The sequence below is a fragment of the Bradyrhizobium murdochi genome (assembly GCF_000472965.1).
GTDB lineage: Bacteria > Pseudomonadota > Alphaproteobacteria > Rhizobiales > Xanthobacteraceae > Bradyrhizobium > Bradyrhizobium murdochi.
The window spans coordinates 76,343-92,136 of sequence record NZ_AXAU01000008.1 but is presented as its reverse complement, the minus strand read 5'-3'; the positions used below and the strand labels follow the sequence as shown (position 1 = coordinate 92,136).

Here is a 15,794-nt window from a genome sequence, read left to right as displayed (position 1 = left end):
CTGTCGCATGCTCAAAAATACCCCAGAGAAATGAAGGCCTGACCATGAAGCTCGTCGTCGCGATCATCAAACCCTTCAAGCTTGACGAGGTACGCCAGGCGCTGACCGCCATCGGCGTCCACGGCATGACGGTGACGGAGGTCAAGGGTTACGGCCGCCAGAAGGGCCACACCGAAATCTATCGGGGCGCCGAATATGTCGTGAACTTCCTGCCCAAGCTCCGAATCGAAATCGCGGTCGCCTCCGACGTTGCGGACAAGGCAGTCGAGGTCATTACCGCGAACGCGCGTACCGGGCAGATCGGTGACGGCAAGATCTTCGTCACGCCGATCGACCATGCGCTGAGAATCCGCACCGGCGAGACCGATAGCGACGCGCTCTGAGACATCACGGAATTCAAGGCGCGGCGGCAACGACGCTGAACACGCGAAGCCAAGAAGCGGCAACGAAACGACAACAGGCCGGGGGATTTTTATGGGGGCACCATCGTATCGTGCAGCAGGCAATGCTGCGCTCATTACTCTTGCGGCGAACTTCGCGCTCATCACGCCGGCGCAGGCCGAGGCGTCCACCATCAGTGCCGCCGACACCGCGTGGATGATCGTCGCCACCGCGCTGGTGCTGATGATGACGATACCGGGCCTCGCACTGTTCTATTCTGGCATGGTGCGGAAGAAGAACGTGCTGGCGACCATGGCGCAAAGCCTCGCCGCCGTCGCGATCATCTCGATTCTCTGGGTGGCGTTCGGCTATTCGCTGGCTTTTGTCGGTGATGGCGCCTGGATCGGCACGCTCGATCGCTGGTTTTTGATCGGCATGACGATGGAGAGCGTCAATCCGGCGGCGAAGACGATTCCGGAAGCGCTTTTTGTGCTGTACCAGATGACGTTTGCGATCATCACGGTGGCGCTGGTGGCGGGCGCGGTGGCCGACCGGATGCGGTTCTCGGCCTATCTCCTGTTCTCCGTCGGCTGGTTCATGTTCGTCTATGTGCCGCTTGCGCATTGGGTGTGGGGCGGCGGCTTCCTTGCCACCATGGGCGTGCTGGATTTCGCCGGCGGTCTCGTCGTGCATCTTTCCGCCGGCGTCGGCGGACTGGTAGCTGCGATGGTGATGGGCCGGCGTCACGGCTATGGCAGCGAGAACCTCGCGCCGTTCGACCTCTCGCTCGCCGTGATCGGCACCGGATTGTTGTGGGTCGGCTGGTTCGGCTTCAACGGCGGATCTGCGCTGGCCGCGAACTCGCGCGCGGTCATGGCGATCACCGCGACGCATCTGGCCGCCTGCGCCGGCGCGTTGGCCTGGGCCGCGATCGAATGGGCGACACGGCGCAAACCGTCGGTACTCGGCATGATCTCGGGCGCGGTTGCGGGCCTCGGCACAATCACGCCAGCCTCCGGATTCGTTGCGCCGTGGCATGGCGTCTTGATCGGCGCCGTCGCGGGAACGCTCTGCTTCTGGGCCTGCACCTGGCTCAAGCAGCGCTTCAAATATGACGACTCGCTCGACGTGTTCGGCGTTCACGGCATCGGGGGATTGACCGGCACGTTGCTCGCCGGCGTCTTCGCGGTGAACGCGATCGGGGGCACCGCCGGCCTGATCGAGGGCAATGCGCAGCAGGTACTGACCCAGCTCTATGGCGTCGCGGTTACCCTCGTCTGGTCTGGCGGCATTACCTTTATCCTGCTCAAGCTGGTGGGCGTGTTCGCGCCGCTGTGGGTCTCGTTGCAGCAGGAGCTGGAAGGCCTCGACATCTCGCAGCACGGCGAAGCCCTGCAATAGGCCACCCACCGTATTACCGTTTTCGTGCCCTGCTGCTGAGCACGATTGCGTCGGCCGTCAGGCCCTGCCCACGTTTTGGGCAGGACTGACTACGCTTTGGGCGCGGCGGAATGGCGCAGGAAGATGCAATTCTCGCAAAGGGCGAAAAGGTCCAGATTCATAGTCTGTTAGGGAACGATCCCGATCTGGCACGGCATTTGATTCTAAGGGTCCCGGCTGTGCCCGCGTAGTGAACACCTCCGCGTGGTGAACCTCAGTCGAGAACGCCCGGTCCGCCTGACCCGGGCCCAAGCGGGGACCAAGACCCATGAAAATTGTTATGGCGATCATCAAGCCATTCAAACTCGAAGAAGTCCGGGACGCCCTGACCGCCATTGGCGTTCACGGTCTCACGGTGACGGAAGTCAAAGGCTATGGCCGCCAGAAGGGCCATACAGAAATCTATCGTGGCGCTGAATACGCCGTGAGCTTCTTGCCCAAGATCAAGATCGAGGTCGCGATCGCCTCCGACCAGGTCGACAAGACCATCGATGCCATCACATCGGCTGCCAAGACCGGACAGATCGGCGACGGCAAGATCTTCGTCATCAACCTCGACCATGCGGTACGCATCCGCACCGGCGAGGCAGATGCCGCGGCCCTCTGATTTCGCGCACAAACCTTACCACTCAGGAGTAAAATCAAATGACGTTTAAACGTCCCTATAGCGCGGGACTGGCGGCCCTCGCAGTCGGCCTGCTCGCCGCGACCGCTGCCTACGCCGAGCCGACCGTCAACAAGGGCGACAACGCCTGGATGCTGACGTCGACGGTGCTGGTGCTGTTGATGACCATCCCGGGCCTGGCGCTGTTCTATGGCGGTCTCGTCCGTGCCAAGAACATGCTCTCGGTGCTGATGCAGGTTTTCTATACCGTCTGCATCGTCGTCCTGCTCTGGGCGCTCTACGGCTACAGCCTCGCCTTCACCGGCGGTTCCGACTTCATCGGCGGCTTCTCCAAGGCCTTCCTGATGGGCGTGACGACGGATTCGAAAGCGGCGACCTTCAGTGTCGACGCCAACATCAGCGAGCTCATCTACATCTGCTTCCAGATGACATTTGCGGCGATCACCCCCGCCCTCATCGTCGGCGCCTTCGCCGAACGCATGAAATTCGCGGCGGTCGCCCTGTTCGTCCCGCTCTGGGTCACGCTGATCTATCTCCCGATCGCGCATATGGTTTGGTATTGGCCAGGACCGGACTTGATCACGGATGCGGCCAAGGCTCTTGCCGCGGCGACTGACGGTGCGGCGAAAACCGCGGCGCAGGCCAAGCTCGACGAGATCAATGCCGACGCCGGCTGGATCTTCAAGAAGGGCGCTATCGACTTCGCGGGCGGCACAGTGGTGCACATCAACGCCGGCATCGCCGGTCTGGTCGGTGCGCTCCTGATCGGCAAGCGCGTCGGCTACGGCAAGGAGCTGATGGCTCCGCATTCCCTCACCATGAGCATGATCGGCGCTTCGCTGCTTTGGGTCGGCTGGTTCGGCTTCAACGCCGGATCAAACCTCGAAGCCTCCGGCGGCGCCGCGCTCGCCATGACCAACTCCTTCGTTGCTACCGCAGCGGCGGCGATGGCCTGGATGTTCGCGGAGTGGATCGTCAAGGGCCACCCCTCGGTGCTCGGCGCGTTGTCGGGCGCAGTGGCAGGCCTTGTCGCAGTCACGCCCGCGGCCGGCTTCGCCGGTCCGATGGGAGCGATCGTGCTCGGTCTCGTGGTCGGCGTCGTCTGCCTGTTCTTCTGCACCGTGGTGAAGAATTCGCTCGGCTATGACGACTCGCTCGACGTGTTCGGCGTCCACTGCGTCGGCGGCATCGTCGGCGCGATCGGCACCGGCATTCTGGTCAACCCGGCGCTCGGAGGCACTGGCGTCATGGATTACGTCGCGGGCAAGATCGCGGACTACGACTTCGTCGCGCAGATGACCTCGCAGCTCTGGGGCGTCTGCACCACGCTGGTATGGTCGGGCATCGGCTCGGCGATCCTGTTCAAGGTCGTCGACGTGATCGTCGGGCTGCGTGTCAACGTCGAGACCGAGCGTGAAGGCCTCGACGTCACCGAGCACACCGAGCGCGCCTACAACATGTAAGTTCTCCCGGGGTGCGATCTCCCAAAGGGTCGCATCCAGAACTCCGGTTCGGGCACATACCCGGCAATGCCCTGACCGTTGAGGGGCTCCAGCGCAAGCTGGAGCCCCTTTCTTTTTGTGCGCGCCTTGAGCTTTGAGCGGCTGCGCCGCGGTAGGCCTCCGGCTACGCGCCTGTCTCGCCGTTCGGTGCGATCAACGTCACTGTCGGAAAGTAAGTTCGATAGCGGCGCGTATCGCGTGTCAAAAGCGGAAGCTGTTCGACCGCCGCATGAGCGCCAATAAAAAAATCCGGAAGCACGCTGCTGCGGGCGCCGCCCGCGTTGCGATACTGAACAGAAGCCTTACCTGCGAGAAACAGCGCCATTCTCGGTATCGGCGCGACGGTGATGCCCGCCTGCGACAAGGCTGCTTCGAAATCTTCGATCACTGGAAAACGTATGGACGTTTCAGCAAAAATCACGTCATTGATCAGCAGTGGCCCTTGGCGGGCGGCGTCCTCCAGACGAGCAAGCGACCACTCCCACCAGCCCGGAGTCTGGATAAAGACATCCAGAAGGACGTTGGAATCGACCAGCGTCACGCGCTAGTCCCCGCGCGTGATCGCCATGATCTCATCCGTGGAAAGACCCGGGCCGACGATACCAACCAGCTTGGCAAAACGACTAGGCTCGCTTGTATCGGCTTTTTCGATCACGATGGTACCATCCGCAGCGCATCGGAACTCGACCTTGCTTCCCGGAACGATCCCCAGATGTTCACGAACAGGCTTGGGAATTGTCACTTGGCCCTTGCTCGTAACTGTCGTCGCCATGGCAGAACTCCCGGAAGTAATACCCGCTCAAAATATGGTAATACCCTGCAAATTGTCCAGACCAGCCGATGGTTAATCGCGTCTTAACCTCGCCGTATCTATGGTGGTTTGATGGGTTTCCGGGGCTCGCTTAAGTCCTTTGACCGCTTTTGAAAGTGCTGGCGTTTCAGACATGGCAATGATCGCCTCTTCCGGCGTGGCGCAGGGCGCCGGCAGTGCCCCTGCCGGTCAGGCCGAACGCTCGCCGTTCCTGCGCACGACCGAGCTGCTGGCGCCCTACCAGCCGGCCAAGCCATTGATCACGCTGTCATTGGGCGAACCGCAGCACCCGGTGCCTAGCTTCGTCGGGCCGGTGCTGGCGAAACACATTGCCGAATTCGGCCGCTATCCATTGGCCAAGGGCATCGAGCCTTTCCGACGCGCCGCCGCCAACTGGCTTTCGATCCGGTTCCAGCTCCCCCGCCCGATCGACCCCGAGAGCGAAATCCTGGTGCTGAACGGCAGCCGGGAGGGGCTGTTTTCCGCGGCGATCACCGCCGCCCGCCATGTTGGCCCGCGCAAGGGCCGGCCCGCGATCCTGATGCCCAACCCGTTCTATCCGGCCTATGGCGCAGGCGCCCGGGCCGCTGGTTGCGAACTGATCTACCTGCCGACCACGCTCGCCAACGGATTCCTGCCGGATCTCGATACGCTCGACGAGGCGACGCTGGCCCGAACCGTTGCGATGTTCATTGCCTCGCCCGCCAATCCGCAAGGCGCCGTCGCCTCGCGCGATTACTTCACGCGGCTGAAGGCCCTCGCCGACCGCTACGGCTTCATGATCCTGAGCGACGAGTGCTATTCGGAAATCTACACCAGGCAGCCGCCGGGCAGCGCGCTCGAATGCGCCGGGCCCGATTTCACGAACGTCGTTGCGTTCCAGTCGCTGTCGAAGCGCTCCAATCTACCCGGCATGCGCGTCGGCTTTGCCGCCGGGGACGGCAAGTTCCTCGCTGCCTTTCACGAGTTTCGCAATGTCGCGGCGCCGCAGGTGCCGGTGCCGCTGCAGCACGTCGCAGTCGCCGCCTATAGCGACGAGACCCATGTCGAAGAAAACCGCAGGCTTTATCGCATCAAGTTCGATCTTGCCGACCAGATCCTGGGCAGCCGCTACGGCTATGTGCGGCCCGCCGGCGGATTCTGCGTCTGGCTCGACGTATCCGAACGCGGCGGCGACGAGGCGGCGACGGTGAAGCTCTATCGGGATGCGGGCGTCCGTGTGATCCCCGGCAGCTATCTGTCGCGTCTGCAGCCCGACGGCTTCAATCCCGGCGCCGGCTACATCCGTCTCGCGCTGGTTTCAGATAGTGAATCAACGGCCGAGGCATTGCACCGGCTGGTCGAAATTCTGGATTAATCGCAGGGCCCCATGAGCATGCCAGCGATCGAACGTGTCATTCCCCTGGTCGGTCATCTGCCGGTCTCGATCCGCGAGGCCCTAGCGCGGCGGCTGCGCGAGCTCGCCGGCCTCAGCCTGATCGCGCTGTCCGGCGTGGCGGCGGCGGCGCTGATGACGTGGTCGGTGCAGGATCCAAGCCTGAGCCACGCGACGTCGCGCCCGATCCGCAATGTTCTCGGCTACCCCGGCGCAATCGGCGCCGATCTGTTGATGCAGATTCTCGGCCTCGGCGCGATCATGCTGATCCTCCCCGTCGCGGTGTGGGGTTGGCGCATGCTGACCCATCGCGCCTTCGACCGCGAAGCGCTGCGTCTTGGGTGCTGGATTCTATCCACGGTGATCGCGGCAGGCTTTGCGAGCTGCTGGCCGCATGGCGGCGCATGGGCGCTGCCGACCGGCCTTGGTGGCGTCGTCGGCGACGCGCTGGTGCGTGCGCCCGCCGTCGTGTTTGGCCCGGTTGGCTTCACCTATCGCCTCGTGCTCGGCATCATCCTGTTCGCGGCGATGGCTGCGACCTTTCTGTTTGCCAGCGGTTGGGGCTCGCGCCCGAAAGAGGAAGAGCTGACGCCGATCGAGGACGATGACGCGCCCTTCGTTGAACAAGAGGATCGCAGTTCGGTATCGCTCGGTTGGGTGTACCATGCCCTGATGAGCGCAAAGGCTCGGCTCGGATGGCTGATGGGCGTGGCCTACCGATCGTTGGTGTCGAGTTCGCCGCCGCCCCGCAAGTCCTCGTTCGAACGTCAGGAACCGAGCCTCGGCGGCCGAGGCGCACCGGCATTGGCCCCGCAGCAAGAGGAGTTCGAGGACGAGGAAGAAGAGGAAGAAGAGGACGAGGAAGTCCCGGCCGCCCGCGCTCCGCGCAAGAAGCCTGCACCGCGTGCAGCGGCGCGAAAATCTGACAAGTTCGAACTCCCTTCAGTCTCGATGCTGACGGCGCCGAAGGCGTCGGACCGGCAGCCGCTCAGCAAGGCCGAACTGGAGGCCAATTCGCGCGCGCTGGAAGGCGTGCTCGGCGATTTCGGCGTCCGAGGCGAGATCGTCAAGGCCAATCCCGGCCCGGTCGTGACGCTATACGAACTCGAACCGGCGCCCGGCATCAAATCCTCGCGCGTAATCGGCCTTGCCGACGACATCGCCCGCTCGATGAGTGCGCTTTCGGCGCGCGTCGCCGTGGTTGCCGGCCGCAATGCCATCGGCATCGAGCTGCCGAATGCGCATCGTGAAAAAGTTTACCTGCGTGAATTGCTGACCACAAAGGACAGCAACGAGTCGACGGTGAAGTTGCCGCTCTGCCTCGGAAAAAATATCGGCGGCGAATCCATCATCATCGATCTGGCGCGTACGCCGCATATGCTGATCGCCGGCACCACCGGCTCCGGTAAATCCGTCGCGATCAACACCATGATCCTCAGCCTGGTCTATCGCCTGAGGCCGGATCAGTGCCGCCTGATCATGGTCGATCCGAAGATGCTCGAGCTCTCCGTCTATGATGGCATCCCGCATTTGCTGACGCCGGTCGTGACCGATCCGAAGAAGGCGGTGGTGGCGCTGAAATGGGCCGTGCGCGAGATGGAGGAGCGCTACAAGAAAATGGCCAAGCTCGGTGTGCGCAACATCGACGGCTATAACCAGCGCCTCGTCGAAGCCAAGGCCAAGGGCGAGGAGCTGACGCGCACGGTGCACACCGGCTTCGACAAGGAAACCGGGAAGGCGATCTACGAGGAAGAAAAGCTCGAGCTCGAGCCGCTGCCCTATATCGTCATCATCGTCGACGAAATGGCCGACCTGATGATGGTGGCCGGCAAGGACATCGAAGGCGCGGTGCAGCGCCTGGCGCAGATGGCGCGCGCCGCCGGCCTGCACGTCATTCTCGCAACGCAGCGTCCGTCGGTCGACGTCATCACGGGCACCATCAAGGCGAACTTCCCGACCCGCATCGCATTCCAGGTCACGTCGAAAATCGACAGCCGCACTATTCTCGGCGAGATGGGCGCCGAGCAACTGCTCGGCCAGGGCGACATGCTCTATATGGCCGGCGGCGGTCGCATCAGCCGCGTGCACGGACCATTCGCTTCAGACGAAGAAGTCGAGAAAGTGGTGCGTCACCTCAAGACGCAAGGGGCGCCCGAATATCTGGAAGCGGTCACTGCGGAGGAACCGAGCGAAGAAGACGGCGCGGTATTCGATTCCACCGGCATGGGCGGCGATGGTGGTGGCGACCTGTTCGCGCAGGCGGTTGCGATCGTCAAGCGCGACCGCAAGGCCTCGACGTCCTATATTCAGCGCCGGCTGCAAATCGGCTACAACCGCGCCGCTTCGCTGATGGAACGGATGGAACAGGAAGGCATCGTTGGGCAGGCGAATCACGCCGGCAAGCGCGAAATTCTGGTTGAGGAGGAAGAGGGCGGATTCTAAAGCGCCGAACCTGGATTCGGCGCAACGATTTTCACGGAAAAACGATATCTCCTTTGGTCGAAGCGCGATAAACTGGCCGATAGCGGGATGCCTCGTCGAATAGAGATCCGAAATATCTGATGACACAACAACCCACCCATCGCGGGCTGCGCTCCGGACTGGCCCTTTTGATCGCCACATCCATCGCTGGCTTCGCGACATCGGCTCTCTCGCAGACCGTGCCGGTTCCGAAGCCCGCGCCCAAGGCCCGCGACGGCGGCATGCAGATGAGCGCGCAGGAAAAAACGCCGATGACCACCGGCGCCACCCAGGCGCCGCCGAATCCGGTGCTTCCGGACCCGCGCCGCAATGTCCCGGCCAATGTTTTTGCAACCTTCGATGCCAACCAGAAGGCGCAGGCTGCGCGGGTGAGTTCATATCTATCGTCGTTGCAGACGCTGGTCGGAAATTTCGTGCAAGTCGGCCCTGACGGCAGCAGGACCAAGGGCGATTTCTACATCCAGAAGCCGGGCAAGGTACGTTTCGAATATGATGACCCGAGTCCGATCGCGATTATCGCTGATGGTTCATCGCTGGCCGTACGCGACCGCAAGCTCGCCACCCAGGACATCTATCCGCTGTCGCAAACGCCGCTGCGTTTCCTGCTGTCGGACAGGATCGATCTGTTGAAGGACACCAATGTCGTCAGCGTCACCGCCGATGACGTCTACATCAGCGTCACCATCGAGGAGAAGCAGGCCCTGATCGGCACCAGCCGATTGATGCTGATGGTTGGCGTCAAGGACGGCCAGCTCAAGCAATGGACGGTGACCGACCCGCAGGGTTACGACACCACGGTTGCGGTCTACAATCTGGACTCGTCCAAGAAGGTCGACCCCGGCCTGTTCAAAATCGACTTCACCAACTACTTCACTCCCGCGAACTGAGCGACGCGCTTTCCCCATTCTTTCTGTGGAGAGGAGGAAATGCGCGCCAGGAACCGTGGTAAGACACGGCTCCCATGCGTTTTTCCCTGACAACGTGGAATATCAACTCGGTGCGCCTGCGCATCGATATCGTCGCCAAATTCCTCAAATCGGCGCGACCGGATGTGCTGTGCCTGCAGGAAACCAAATGTATCGACGATGCTTTTCCGCTGAAGCGGTTCAAGCGTCTCGGTTATGAGCATGTCGCGCTGAACGGGCAGAAGGGCTATCACGGCGTCGCCATCGTCTCGAAACTGCCCTTCGACACCACCGATATCAGAACCTTCTGCGAAAAGATCGATTCGCGGCATATTTCGGTGGCTTTCGGCGAGAAGGCCCAGCTTGCAAAGCCACTGGTGCTGCACAATTTCTACGTTCCGGCCGGCGGCGACATTCCCGATCCCGCGCTCAATCCGAAGTTTGATCACAAGCTGAAATTTCTCGACGAGATGAAGGCCTGCGAACCGCTGCATCCGCGTGGTGACGACCGGCATATCCTGGTCGGCGACCTCAACGTTGCACCACATGAAAACGACGTGTGGTCGCACAAGCAGCTTCTGAAGGTCGTCTCGCACACACCGATCGAATGCGAAAAGCTCCTGGCGGCGCAGGCCCATGGCGAATGGTTCGACGTCGCGCGCGAGCGGATCCCGCTTTCGGAAAAGGTCTATACGTGGTGGAGCTACCGCGCCGCCGACTGGACGGTGGGCGACCGTGGCCGTCGGCTCGACCACATCTGGGTCTCGCGCGCGCTGAAGGACGCCGTCAGCGATTTCAGGATTACCCGCGATGCGCGCGGCTGGGAGCGCCCATCGGACCACGTGCCTGTCACGGTGACGCTGGAGGTGTAGGTCGCCCCTGCGAACTCAGGGACGACGCGGCTCAAATACTCAGTTTCGCGCCCGCCATCAGAATATCGCTGGCGAGCTGACTGGTCCGGGTGGCGAGTTCATCGCGCAGGCGGCGCGCCGCGGCGGGGTCACTTTCGAGCACGCGCTGAAACAGGCTGCGTGACACCCGGATAACCGAGGAATGATCAAGCGCGACCGCGCTGGACGGTCGCTTCATGGCCACGATCAGCGCCAACTCGCCGATCAGGGCGCCGGGGCCCGCAACGACTTCAGCGCCGCCGTCCTCGACGCGGAACGAACCGCGCTGAACGATATAGCCCGCATCCGCGTCGTCGCCCGCATTGAACAGATAATCGCCGGGAGAGAAATCGCGCTGCTCCGAGCCGATCGCCAGCATGCGCAGCGCCGCCGTTCCCAACAGGCGTAATGTCGGGACCCGTTCAAGCAGGGCTACATCATCGTCGATCGACATGGACCGTTGACCGGGATGCGCGAAAATTACGAATCGTGGTTGCGAATCGTATCACGGCACCAGTTTGTAACCACCGGCTTCCGTCACCAGGATTTCCGGGTTGGCCGCATCTTTCTCGATCTTCTGCCTGAGACGGTAGATGTGGGTTTCCAGCGTGTGCGTGGTAACGCCCGAATTGTAACCCCAGACTTCCTGCAGCAGCGTCTCGCGCGACACCGGCAACTGACCGGCGCGATACAGAAAGCGTAGGATCGCGGTTTCCTTCTCTGTCAGCCGTACCTTTCTGGCATTGGCGGCGGTCAGCATCTTGGAGCCGGGCCGGAAACTGTAGGGGCCGACGGAGAATACTGCGTCCTCGCTGGCCTCGTGCTGGCGGAGCTGCGCCCTGATACGGGCGAGCAGGACGGCAAACCTGAACGGCTTGGCGACGTAGTCGTTGGCACCCGATTCGAGCCCCAAAATGGTGTCGGAGTCGGTGTCGTGGCCAGTCAGCATGATAATTGGCGCCTTGAAGCCGCCCTTACGAAGGCTGCGCACGACCTCCCTTCCATCCGTATCGGGCAAGCCGACATCCATCAGCACCAGATCGGGGGAATTGGCTTTGGCGGCGCTGGCGCCCTTGGCGCCGGTATCGACTGCGGAGGCTTCGAATTCCTCATGCAGCGACAATTGCTCCACCAACGTATCGCGCAGATCGGTGTCGTCATCCACGATCAGGATCTTGCGGGCATTGGGCATAGGATACGATCCTCTTGAGGCAGGCGGCGGACACAAGCGAGAGCGTCTCAAGCCGGGTCTTGGTCGATAACAACCTGATTCGCGGGCAAACTTCACAAGCAAGCCGGGTTATCAGGCACTGATTCGCATTGAGGTAGGAGATTGTTACAATTTCACAAGCTGAACCGTAGTCTATCCCAAATTTGAGGCGCGTTTGGATGAATGTCCTGTAATGCCGCCAAATAGAGGAACTCAGGCAGGGCAAGCAACCCCAGGATTCGGGCACTGGCATGGAAAGTAACGCCATTTCAATCACTTATAGGACATCCGCGCGTGATCGGCCGTTGACGGCAATCCGGGTCCATAGGGCAGCCGGCGACCCCTGCCGAGGCTGGCTGTCGGCGGACGGTTGGACCGTGCCGGTGGCACTTGGCCGCGGCGGCATCCTCGCCAACAAACGGGAGGGCGATGGCGGCACGCCGCGAGGCACCTATCATCCGCTGCAATTGTGGTGGCGCGCTGATCGCCATCCCAGGCCGCGGACCTATCTGCCGGTCCGGCCGATCCGGCCCGAAGATGCCTGGTGCGAGGACCCGCAGGATCGCCGTTATAACCAGCCAATCCGCCTGGTTCGGGACCAGGCTGGTGACAGGCTGACGCGCGAGGATCACCTCTACGACTTCATCGTCGAAATCGATCACAACAGCGCGCCGCGAATTGCCGGCCGTGGCAGCGCCGTGTTCCTGCATCTGGCGCGAACCGATTTCTCGCCCACGGCGGGATGCGTCTCGATGACAAAGTCCGCCATGCTGCGGCTGCTGCGGCGCATGGGACCGCAGACCAAAATCATGATCGGCTGATAGGGAAACAAAACAATGCTCGACCGGAACGCAATAACGGCCGCGTCAAAGATCCTGCACGACCACTGGCGCGCCGGCACCAAATTTTCCGGCCTCGACGAATCGCTGCGGCCGCGCGATCGCATTGAGGCCTACGCGATCCAGGCGGGAATCGAAAAATACTCGTCCGATAGCTTGTTCGGCTGGAAGATCGCGGCCACCAGCGAGGCTGGACAAAAGCACATCAACGTCGACGGCCCGATGGCTGGGCGCATTCTGGCTGAAACCGTCATCCGCGACGGCGGAACGGCTTCGATGGCAGGCAACGAAATGCGCGTCGCCGAACCCGAATTCGCCTTTCGCATGGGCGTGGATCTGCCGGCGCGCTCCACGCCCTATACGACGCAGCAGGTCCTCGATGCGGTCGATACGCTGCATCCGGCCATCGAAATTCCGGATTCGCGGTTTGCGGATTTCGTCAGCGCTGGCGAAGCCCAACTCATCGCCGACAATGCCTGTGCGCATCTGTTTGTCATCGGCCCGGCGGCAAGCGCAGACTGGCGCACGCGCGATCTCGTCGAGGAACGGCCGGTCATCACGATGCGCGGTCAGCAATTCGTTGGCCACGGCAAGAACGTATTGGGCGATCCGCGCATTGCGCTGACCTGGCTCGCCAACGAACTGCGCCAGCTTGGCGTGACGCTGAAGGCTGGGCGCATCGTCACCACTGGCACCTGTTACCCACCGCTGCCAATTCAGTCAGGCGATTTTTGCGCTGTCGATTTCGGCGCGCTCGGTAAGGTGTCAGTTGGGTTCGAGTAGGCCTCATCCGCACTCGATGTCGTCCCTGCGAACGCAGGGACGACGGCACAGGCTTTTATCGCGCGCCAAAAATTGCCGAGCCGATGCGCACATGCGTCGCACCCATCTGGATCGCGACTGCAAAATCGGCGCTCATGCCCATCGACAGATTTTTCAGCCCGTTGCGCGCGGCGATCTTGGCCGTCAACGCAAAATGCGGCGCCGGCGCCTCATTGACCGGCGGAATGCACATCAAACCGGAGATGACCAGACCGTATTTGTCGCGGCAGCTCGCGATAAAGGCATCTGCCTCGCCGGGCGCGATGCCGGCCTTCTGCGGTTCCTCGCCGGTGTTGATCTGAACGAACAATTCCGGACGTTTGTTCTGTGAATTGATTTCCTTGGCGAGCGCTTCGCAGATGCTGGGTCGATCGACCGAGTGGATCGCATCGAACAGCGCGACGGCCTCCTTCGCCTTGTTGGATTGCAGCGGCCCGATCAGGTGCACCGCAGTTCCGGGATAGGCCGACACCAGCGCCGGCCATTTCGCTTTGGCCTCCTGCACGCGGTTTTCGCCAAACACGCGCTGCCCGGCCTCGAGGACAGGCGAAATGGCCGTGGCGTTGAACGTCTTCGACACAGCGATCAGCGTCACCGATGCGCGCTCACGCCGCGCCTCCTTGCAGGCGCGCGCGATCTCTTGCTCCACCTGCGCAAGACCATTTGGTAAAGACTTGGTTAGCGATGTCGGCATCTCTGTCGCGTCATGTCCTGATTTCGGCCGAGAATTTTACGGCATTTCCTCTAATTTTACCAAGTTCGGGAAAGGCTTTTTGAACCCTTCACACTACCTTGCCGTGTAGGGGGCAGAATGTCTGGCGTTACTTTCAAGCGCAATCGGGTCAAACTCAAGAAGCTTCTGGGAATCCGGGCGCGGCTTGCGCTGCTCGCCGTGATGTTGGTGGCGCCCTTGATGCTGGAACGGGTCCGTTCGCTCGAAGACGCGCGCACCAAGCAGATCGCGATGGCTTCGGCGGAATACGCCAACATCACGCTGCACACTGCGGAGACCCAGCGCGAGGTCGTCTCCTCGGTCGAAACCATGCTGAAATCGGCCGCCTATATCCGCGCATCCAGCGGCATCGGGCGCAGTTGCGAAATCTTGCGCGCCAGCCTGCCGACCAACCTGCCCTGGATCCGCAGCATCATGATCGTCAGTAAGGAAGGCGTGGTGCAGTGCTCGACACTGAACATGCTGGTCGGCCTCAACATCGGCGACCGTGAGTATTTCCGAAAGGCACAACAGACCCGCGACTTCGTTTTCAGCGATTATCTGTTCGCCAGGGTAAGCAATAGACCGATCCTGATGGCGGCCTATCCGGTAGCCGCAATTAATCCGGAAGAAGACGCCGTGGCGGTCGCCGGCATCAATCTCGACTGGATGTCGAAGATCATGGCCAAGCTCGGCGGACGGCCGGGCATTTCGGCGCTGCTGGTCGACGGCGCCGGCGTCGTGCTGGCCGCGCCGGCCGATGAGGCCAGCATGATTGGCAAGCCGCTCAACAACGTGCCGCTACTGACGGCCATCGCTCACAAGGCACTCGTTTCCGACACCCCGATGGGTTCGCTTTCCTTCACCGCGGCCGACGGGTCGCAACGCGCGATCAGTTTCGCGCGCATTCCCGGCACGCAGTCCCGCCTGATCGTCAGCATCGACGAGGCCAAAATCACGGCGGAGATCAACCGCGATATCCGCACCGCCTATCTGCAACTCGGACTAGTCTGCCTGTTCGTGCTGCTCGGCGCGCTGATCGGCGCGGAAAAGCTCATCATCAACCCGATCGAAGTCATGACCGGCATGGCCAGGCGATTCGGCGAAGGCGACTGGTCGGCCCGCGTCTCGCACAGCCGCCTGCCGTCGGAATTCATGCCACTGGCCCGCGCCTTCAACGCGATGGCGGCGCAACTCAGCCAGCGCGAACGCGAGCTCGTTGCCACCAACGACCGGCTCACCGTGATGGCCTCGATCGACATGCTCTCCGGCCTCGCCAACCGGCGCGGTTTCCAGAGCCGGCTCGATTTCGAATGGATGAAGGTGCAGCAGTATCATAGCGAGCTGTCGCTGCTGATGATCGATGTCGATCACTTCAAGCTCTACAACGACACCTACGGCCACCCGGAAGGCGACGCCTGCCTCACCCGGATCGGCGAAGCGCTGGCCGGCATCGCCGCCGATAATCTGGGCTTTGCCGGCCGCTATGGCGGCGAGGAGTTCTGCCTGCTGCTGCCGAACACCGGCCTGCAAAAAGCGCTGGAGATCGGTGAATCTGTGCGCGCCACCGTTCAAGGTCTCGCGCTGCCGCATATCACCTCGAGCTACTGCACCGTCACCGTCAGCGTCGGCGTCGCCGCAACGCTCCCGAACGACGCCCAAACCCCCGGCGAGCTGATCGAGGCGGCGGATGCTGCCCTCTACGCTGCCAAACACCGCGGGCGAAATACCGTGGTCGAACACGGCTTTGCCAAGCTGGTGGACGAGGCGGGAATCGCGATGGCCGGGTGAGCGGACGCTC

General features: G+C 62.2%; 16 protein-coding genes. 11 read left to right on the top strand and 5 right to left on the bottom strand.

Annotation, left to right across the window (positions count from 1 at the left end):
• Window positions 1–44 precede the first annotated feature (44 nt).
• From YUO_RS0116935 to YUO_RS0116920, 4 genes are all read left to right on the top strand, one after another.
• Entirely contained in the window at window positions 45–383 is a 339-nt protein-coding gene (locus YUO_RS0116935) for a P-II family nitrogen regulator (RefSeq protein ID WP_028348351.1), read from the top strand.
• 91 nt (window positions 384–474) lie between these two features.
• The gene (locus YUO_RS0116930) at window positions 475–1,782 is read left to right on the top strand and encodes an ammonium transporter (RefSeq protein WP_028348350.1); all 1,308 of its coding nucleotides are present in this window, start codon (window positions 475–477) and stop codon (window positions 1,780–1,782) included.
• A 307-nt stretch (window positions 1,783–2,089) separates the two neighbouring features.
• On the top strand, window positions 2,090–2,428 hold the full coding sequence (locus YUO_RS0116925) for a P-II family nitrogen regulator (RefSeq protein ID WP_028348349.1): 339 nt from the start codon (window positions 2,090–2,092) through the stop codon (window positions 2,426–2,428).
• A 38-nt stretch (window positions 2,429–2,466) separates the two neighbouring features.
• Window positions 2,467–3,909: an ammonium transporter gene (locus tag YUO_RS0116920; protein WP_028348348.1), complete on the top strand. Its 1,443-nt coding sequence runs from the start codon at window positions 2,467–2,469 to the stop codon at window positions 3,907–3,909.
• A gap of 163 nt (window positions 3,910–4,072) precedes the next feature.
• Here the strand turns inward: YUO_RS0116920 and YUO_RS0116915 are convergent, their stop codons facing one another.
• On the bottom strand, window positions 4,073–4,489 hold the full coding sequence (locus YUO_RS0116915) for a type II toxin-antitoxin system VapC family toxin (protein WP_028348347.1): 417 nt from the start codon (window positions 4,487–4,489) through the stop codon (window positions 4,073–4,075).
• A gap of 3 nt (window positions 4,490–4,492) precedes the next feature.
• Entirely contained in the window at window positions 4,493–4,720 is a 228-nt protein-coding gene (locus YUO_RS0116910) for an AbrB/MazE/SpoVT family DNA-binding domain-containing protein (protein ID WP_028348346.1), read from the bottom strand.
• 172 nt (window positions 4,721–4,892) lie between these two features.
• Here YUO_RS0116910 and YUO_RS0116905 point away from each other — a divergent pair, with 172 nt between their 5' ends.
• The 4 genes from YUO_RS0116905 (at window position 4,893) to YUO_RS0116890 (ending at window position 10,392) form a co-directional block, all read left to right on the top strand.
• Complete coding sequence (locus YUO_RS0116905; RefSeq protein ID WP_028348345.1) at window positions 4,893–6,116, top strand: aminotransferase class I/II-fold pyridoxal phosphate-dependent enzyme; 1,224 nt, start codon at window positions 4,893–4,895, stop codon at window positions 6,114–6,116.
• Window positions 6,117–6,128: 12 nt separating this feature from the next.
• On the top strand, window positions 6,129–8,576 hold the full coding sequence (locus YUO_RS0116900; protein WP_028348344.1) for a DNA translocase FtsK: 2,448 nt from the start codon (window positions 6,129–6,131) through the stop codon (window positions 8,574–8,576).
• Window positions 8,577–8,695: 119 nt separating this feature from the next.
• A complete protein-coding gene (locus tag YUO_RS0116895; protein WP_083754611.1) occupies window positions 8,696–9,502 on the top strand; it encodes an outer membrane lipoprotein carrier protein LolA in 807 nt (268 codons plus the stop codon).
• A gap of 74 nt (window positions 9,503–9,576) precedes the next feature.
• Window positions 9,577–10,392, top strand: a complete 816-nt coding sequence (locus YUO_RS0116890) for an exodeoxyribonuclease III (protein ID WP_028348342.1) — start codon at window positions 9,577–9,579, stop codon at window positions 10,390–10,392.
• Window positions 10,393–10,423: 31 nt separating this feature from the next.
• Here the strand turns inward: YUO_RS0116890 and YUO_RS0116885 are convergent, their stop codons facing one another.
• Together YUO_RS0116885 and YUO_RS0116880 are read right to left on the bottom strand one after the other, a co-directional pair.
• Window positions 10,424–10,864, bottom strand: coding sequence for a cyclic nucleotide-binding domain-containing protein (locus YUO_RS0116885; RefSeq protein WP_028348341.1), 441 nt, complete (start codon window positions 10,862–10,864; stop codon window positions 10,424–10,426).
• Between the two features lie 51 nt (window positions 10,865–10,915).
• The gene (locus YUO_RS0116880; RefSeq protein ID WP_028348340.1) at window positions 10,916–11,602 is read right to left on the bottom strand and encodes a response regulator transcription factor; all 687 of its coding nucleotides are present in this window, start codon (window positions 11,600–11,602) and stop codon (window positions 10,916–10,918) included.
• 269 nt (window positions 11,603–11,871) lie between these two features.
• Here YUO_RS0116880 and YUO_RS0116875 point away from each other — a divergent pair, with 269 nt between their 5' ends.
• Both YUO_RS0116875 and YUO_RS0116870 read left to right on the top strand, forming a co-directional pair.
• A complete protein-coding gene (locus tag YUO_RS0116875; RefSeq protein ID WP_028348339.1) occupies window positions 11,872–12,441 on the top strand; it encodes a L,D-transpeptidase family protein in 570 nt (189 codons plus the stop codon).
• Between the two features lie 15 nt (window positions 12,442–12,456).
• On the top strand, window positions 12,457–13,242 hold the full coding sequence (locus YUO_RS0116870; protein ID WP_028348338.1) for a 2-keto-4-pentenoate hydratase: 786 nt from the start codon (window positions 12,457–12,459) through the stop codon (window positions 13,240–13,242).
• 55 nt (window positions 13,243–13,297) lie between these two features.
• Here the strand turns inward: YUO_RS0116870 and YUO_RS0116865 are convergent, their stop codons facing one another.
• Window positions 13,298–13,975 carry a YggS family pyridoxal phosphate-dependent enzyme gene (locus tag YUO_RS0116865; protein WP_028348337.1) on the bottom strand — a complete coding sequence of 226 codons (678 nt, stop codon included), beginning with the start codon at window positions 13,973–13,975 and terminating at the stop codon, window positions 13,298–13,300.
• A gap of 117 nt (window positions 13,976–14,092) precedes the next feature.
• Between YUO_RS0116865 and YUO_RS0116860 the strand changes: the two genes are divergently transcribed.
• Window positions 14,093–15,784 carry a sensor domain-containing diguanylate cyclase gene (locus tag YUO_RS0116860; protein ID WP_028348336.1) on the top strand — a complete coding sequence of 564 codons (1,692 nt, stop codon included), beginning with the start codon at window positions 14,093–14,095 and terminating at the stop codon, window positions 15,782–15,784.
• Window positions 15,785–15,794 lie beyond the last annotated feature (10 nt).